The sequence below is a fragment of the Peribacillus sp. P4_C12 genome (assembly GCF_056402095.1).
The window spans coordinates 1-5,020 of record NZ_JBFUIB010000271.1 but is presented as its reverse complement, the minus strand read 5'-3'; the positions used below and the strand labels follow the sequence as shown (position 1 = coordinate 5,020).

At 36.9% G+C, this 5,020-nt stretch carries 6 protein-coding genes; 1 reads left to right on the top strand and 5 read right to left on the bottom strand.

Annotated elements, in window-relative coordinates:
* Positions 1 to 21: 21 nt before the first annotated feature.
* A complete protein-coding gene (locus AC1DUW_RS20820; protein WP_477643347.1) occupies positions 22 to 2,295 on the bottom strand; it encodes an ATP-dependent helicase in 2,274 nt (757 codons plus the stop codon).
* A 155-nt stretch (positions 2,296 to 2,450) separates the two neighbouring features.
* Here AC1DUW_RS20820 and AC1DUW_RS20815 point away from each other — a divergent pair, with 155 nt between their 5' ends.
* Positions 2,451 to 2,603 carry a hypothetical protein gene (locus AC1DUW_RS20815; RefSeq protein WP_161804900.1) on the top strand — a complete coding sequence of 51 codons (153 nt, stop codon included), beginning with the start codon at positions 2,451 to 2,453 and terminating at the stop codon, positions 2,601 to 2,603.
* Positions 2,604 to 2,800: 197 nt separating this feature from the next.
* Here the strand turns inward: AC1DUW_RS20815 and AC1DUW_RS20810 are convergent, their stop codons facing one another.
* The 4 genes from AC1DUW_RS20810 to AC1DUW_RS20795 form a co-directional block, all read right to left on the bottom strand.
* Positions 2,801 to 3,286, bottom strand: a complete 486-nt coding sequence (locus AC1DUW_RS20810; RefSeq protein ID WP_053345024.1) for a spore coat protein — start codon at positions 3,284 to 3,286, stop codon at positions 2,801 to 2,803.
* A 238-nt stretch (positions 3,287 to 3,524) separates the two neighbouring features.
* Complete coding sequence (locus tag AC1DUW_RS20805; RefSeq protein ID WP_053345025.1) at positions 3,525 to 3,788, bottom strand: hypothetical protein; 264 nt, start codon at positions 3,786 to 3,788, stop codon at positions 3,525 to 3,527.
* A gap of 161 nt (positions 3,789 to 3,949) precedes the next feature.
* A complete protein-coding gene (locus tag AC1DUW_RS20800; protein ID WP_477643346.1) occupies positions 3,950 to 4,375 on the bottom strand; it encodes a GNAT family N-acetyltransferase in 426 nt (141 codons plus the stop codon).
* A gap of 4 nt (positions 4,376 to 4,379) precedes the next feature.
* Complete coding sequence (locus tag AC1DUW_RS20795; protein ID WP_053345027.1) at positions 4,380 to 4,895, bottom strand: YjcG family protein; 516 nt, start codon at positions 4,893 to 4,895, stop codon at positions 4,380 to 4,382.
* Positions 4,896 to 5,020: the final 125 nt, after the last annotated feature.

Here is a 5,020-nt window from a genome sequence, read left to right as displayed (position 1 = left end):
TAGTTACAGGTTAACCTTGGGTCAAAACTTTAAGAATCGTGAAGGGTAGGCGGTTCGTCCGCGTCTAGTTTGCAGGACGGAAAGGTAAAGATCCTTTTTCGCCCGGGTTGCTGCTACGTAGAGCAAGCGTCTTTCCTCTTCAAGAGGTGCAAGTTCCCCTTTCCGGTATGATTCAAGCGCAAAGTCATGCGGAATGCTGCCATCGACAGCAGCAAGAACGTAAACAGATTGATATTCAAGCCCTTTGGAACGGTGTATGGTTGTTAGCTGTATGGCATCTTTAAAATGTTTTGACAGCTGTTTAACCTCCTGGACCATGGCTGTCATATGGTCGACATGGTCTAGGAAGGAGGCGACGGTTGGAAAACGGTTTGCAGCCACTTTTAGGTCGCGGATATCATCAGAACCTTTTTCGAGATTGGCTTCATTTCCGCGTTTTTTTACATATTCTTGATACCCTAAATCTTTCTCTATGATTTCTAAAGCTACGAGCGGTGACATACTTTTTATAGAACGGATTTGTGTCGGAATCGTCTTTAATTTCCGTTCCTGAAAAGCATGTCCAGTTTTAACAAAAGCAAATGCATCAATAAAATCACAATCCTGAAGTATCGTCTGTGCCTTTAATTCCTGTAGTATACTTTGCTTTAAAAATAATGAAGAAAGGACATCCGATGCTGCCTTGCTATCCTGAGGAAATAAACTCAAACGCATGAAGGCAAGCATACCTCGAATCACTCGGCGCTGATAAAACGAATCCGCATCTTTTTCAATTACAAAGGGCAGATTGGAAGCTGCTAGTCTTTCAAAAATGGCCCGTGACATTGTATGTGTTCTGTACAAAACCGCAAAGTCACCAGGGTTTGCTCCTTTGGCGATTTTTTCCTGGATATCGGATACAATCATCGTGGCCTCTAATTCCTCATCATGAGGATAAAATAACACAGGAGGATTGCCATGATTATGCTGTGCACGCATCTTTTTTTCCATTCTGTGCTGATTTCGCTTAATCATCCGGTTGGCTGTAGCGACAATTTCATGTGAAGACCGGTAATTTTCGGTTAGTTTTACAACTTGAGAACCGGGGAAATCGTAATTGAAATTTAGAATATACTTCGGATCACTCCCACGGAATGAATAGATGGCTTGATCGTCATCTCCGACGGCACAAACATTTTTTGATTCAGCCGAAAGAAGTTTTATCAGTTCATATTGAACTTTATTTATATCCTGAAACTCATCAACTAAAAAATAGTGAAACCTTTGCTGATACTTTTTTAAAAATTCTGGATGATTTTTAAAAAATATATAACAGCCGACAAGCATATCATCAAAATCGTATTTTCCTGTTTGCTCTTTATATTCTTCATACTTCTTATATAAAAATAGACAGGATTTCTCCCAATCGTCATTCGGTTTGATATCGTCTGGAAAAACCAAAGAGTTTTTCCAAAGACCAATTTGCTGAAGAGCTTGATCATATGCAAATTCCTTATCATCGAGTTCCAATTCCCGACCAGCCTGTTTTAATATTTTTTCTTTCTCCCAATCCCACTTTAATAGTAAATCCCGTTGCCATTTGGTTGGCTCATGGAAAATCAGTATTTTATAAAAGATACTATGGAAGGTACCACTAACGATTTGAGAAACAAGGGAAGGAGTCATATAAGGGTAGCTTAGCAGGCGCTGTTGCATTTCCTTGGCGGATTTCGCCGTAAAGGTTACAAGCATGATACTTTTTGGATTGATCTTTTTTACCGTTAGCATATAAGCAGTCCGAACAGTTAATACCCGAGTTTTTCCGCTGCCGGCTCCCGATAGGACAAGAAGTGGTCCATCAATCGTCATTACTGCTTTTAATTGCTCCGAATCGAGTACTACTCCTCGTGCGGATAATTCTTGAAAGTAAGGGTCTTCTAGTTGTTCTAGGATAGAAGGTCTATCTGTAAAAGGCGGGTTACCTGTAATCGTTCGGCTTTTTAGGTAAGGTTCAGTAATTATTTTCGTTTCAGTAATGGTCCGTGATTTAGGAATCTTAAACCCATTCTGTTCCATATATTCTAATGGTTTATCCTCATTTATTGGTTCCAAATTTGGCACTTCACAGTCTGACCGTGAAGGGTCACTATGATAAAAATAGGGTGTCTCATGGATCCCGATAAATAATTTTAATGGTTTATGACAAATGATACAAGAAAGCTGGTCACGTTTTCCTTTTTCAAAAAGTGTCTGCAGCTCACCAGCTGAAACAGTATGTAAATGTACGATTTCATTGCCAGATTTTGCTTGATTCATATAAATGGATACCTCTAATCTATTAAAAATATCGGCAATATTCATCATACCAGAAGATTAGTAAAATAAGAATGTGAAAATGATGTTTCAATATCATCCCAGATGGTAAGTAAATTAAATAACATTATTTCTATTTATAATGGGGAGGGATAACGATGGGATACATAGCACCTGTAACACAATTTGATTACATTCAATACGCCTACCGGATAGTCAAGGCTGCAGAGAATGTAAGAAATGCGAAAGGAACAGCACCCATTCAACCTATCCGCTCTAATCAAGTTATGGAAGACGAAACGGGACGTTAAAAAAAAATTTACAAAGTTATTACCGAAACCAGGAAATGACAAATGGAACAGGAACTTATAAGATTCAAATGGGGTTGAGGAAGAAAGAAGAACTAACGGCTGAAATAATAGGAAAAGGGGGGGATTTTAACGAAGTGGTGTAAATCTTAAATAAAAAACAAAAGAGGACACATAAAGTGTCCTTTTTGTGTTTTTTCTTAAAGAATGTCTATTTCTACAATTAAAGCTAACAACAATTGCAGTAAAAGTTGGATGTTAAGAGCGATTTGTGCATCAGTTGTTGTAATATCGATATCACGGCTGTTTTCAACAATCGTTTTTTGGCGTGTAATTTGTCTAACATTAGAAGATTGAATTAACTCTTGGGTAATTCGCTCAGCATTTTCAGCATCTGCAATAGAAATACTTACGATGACCGCAATTGCTGCTTGTAGAGCCGCTTGTAATGAAAGTGCCGCTTTAACATCTGTAGAAGTAACATTTACATTACAAGAATCTTTAATGTAAATAAGTTCTTCAGAAAGTTGAACTTGAGAATTGTCCTGTCTTGCCTCTTGTTCAATCTGGGTGTCGTCGTTGCAGAATCCTGATAGGGGATGATTAGAAGCAGAATCTAGAGCCGACCATGATCTATCAGAGCCTTCGTTTGTATTACAATTACTACGATATACATTTTGGTTCATGTCGTTTTTTCCTCCTTAGGTTTTATTCCCTATTAAAATATGCTTGGATGGTCATTCTGGTTGGACGAATAAATCAATTTATTCGTCTATTTTTTAATACTTAAGCAAATTATTAGTGAGACGGGGATGAAATTATAACGAAGCTGGAACTTTAGGAATGAAATGTAAGTGTTGCTAGGTCTAGTTTTACTTATTTCTCTCCAGCAAGTAAGGTTTCTTTAGATAAATAATGGTGAAGTTATTTATCTTTCGAATCCCTATATTTGGTTTGATAAGAATTTGTTACTGGGTTAACATCATTTTCCGTGATTTTCTTTTCTTGGTTTATGAGAATTTGTGATTGTTCCTGTAAATAGCGGATGGTTTCTTTTAAGTTGTTTTTCTCTTTTTCAGACAAGTCAACTTTATCCTTTTTGAAACCATGTTTTCTCATAGTCCGTGAAACCAGCAGTTCCATTAGTCTTTTTTGAGACTCCTCCAGGTTAAATTCATTGTTACTCATAAAATTTTCCCTCCTTCTTGCTTTCTATATATAGACTATGTATATTTGCGAAGATTGCCATTGAACGGAAATGGTTTTTTTAAAAGATTTAAAAATAAAACTCATGAAAACAAAAAAAACGCTGCCCATCCAGAAAAATGGATGGACAGCGTTTTGTATTATTAAATGTTTTTCTTCATCGTTTTATGGAGTATGCCAGCGTCCATAAATTCGTCGGAAACAATCTGATAACCTAGTTTCGAATAAAAAGGAATCGCGTGTAGCTGAGCATCAAGCTTTAATTGAGGAATTTTATTTTGTTCGGCAAATTCCTCAATAGCACTCATAATCATAGCACCAGCCCCATTTTTTCGCGTTGTTGAAAGTACACATATGCGCTGGACCTTACCAACGCCGTCAATGACCCTGAATCGACCTGCCCCAACCGGCTGTTCTTGTTCATTATATAAAACGAAGTGAGTGGAGTCTTCTTCGTATTGATCAATCTCTTCTTCAATTGGGACATTTTGTTCATCGACGAATACTTTTTTTCTAATCATATAAGCATACTCACGCTCTTGGGTGTTCTCGGMAATTTTTACAAACACGAAATTATTCAGCCCCTAATCTAAATGTTTCATATACAGTCCATGCACCATCTTCAAGCTGGTACAATAAGTGGATTCGCTTTACTTCTTCTTCATGGCTAACATCTAGCATACTAAGTTGTCCTAAAACATCAGAGTGCTCATTATCGGATAAATCCTGAGCAATCGTAATATGCGGAACAAAGGCATGTTCACTTTCACTTTTGCAAAATTTCTCATCGTGAAGTGCTACATGCAGCTCTTGAAGTTCCTCAGATAATTCGACTTTAAAATAAATTGTATTGCTCACGGGTTGAAAAGACTTCGCTTTCGTTACATTTAACTTAAAAGGCTGGAATTTTTTTGCAATGTCTTTTAATCGTTCTGCAACTGTAGAAATTTCCATATCCGTAGCTTCAAACGTTTGTTTAAGCGTAATATGTGGTGGAATGAAAGCGTACTTCGTATCATAACGTTTTCGATAGGAGTTAGCTAAATCTTGAAGTTTTTTTGAAGGGAAAATTGCAACACCATATTTCATAATTGAAACCTCCTGAAATTTTTAATAGTTGTAATATTGTATTTGGATATGTTTTATAGAAACCTTTCTTAAAAGAAGGGTTTCTAGTCTAGTTAGAACATTTCCAATAGTGCTCTTTTTAAATC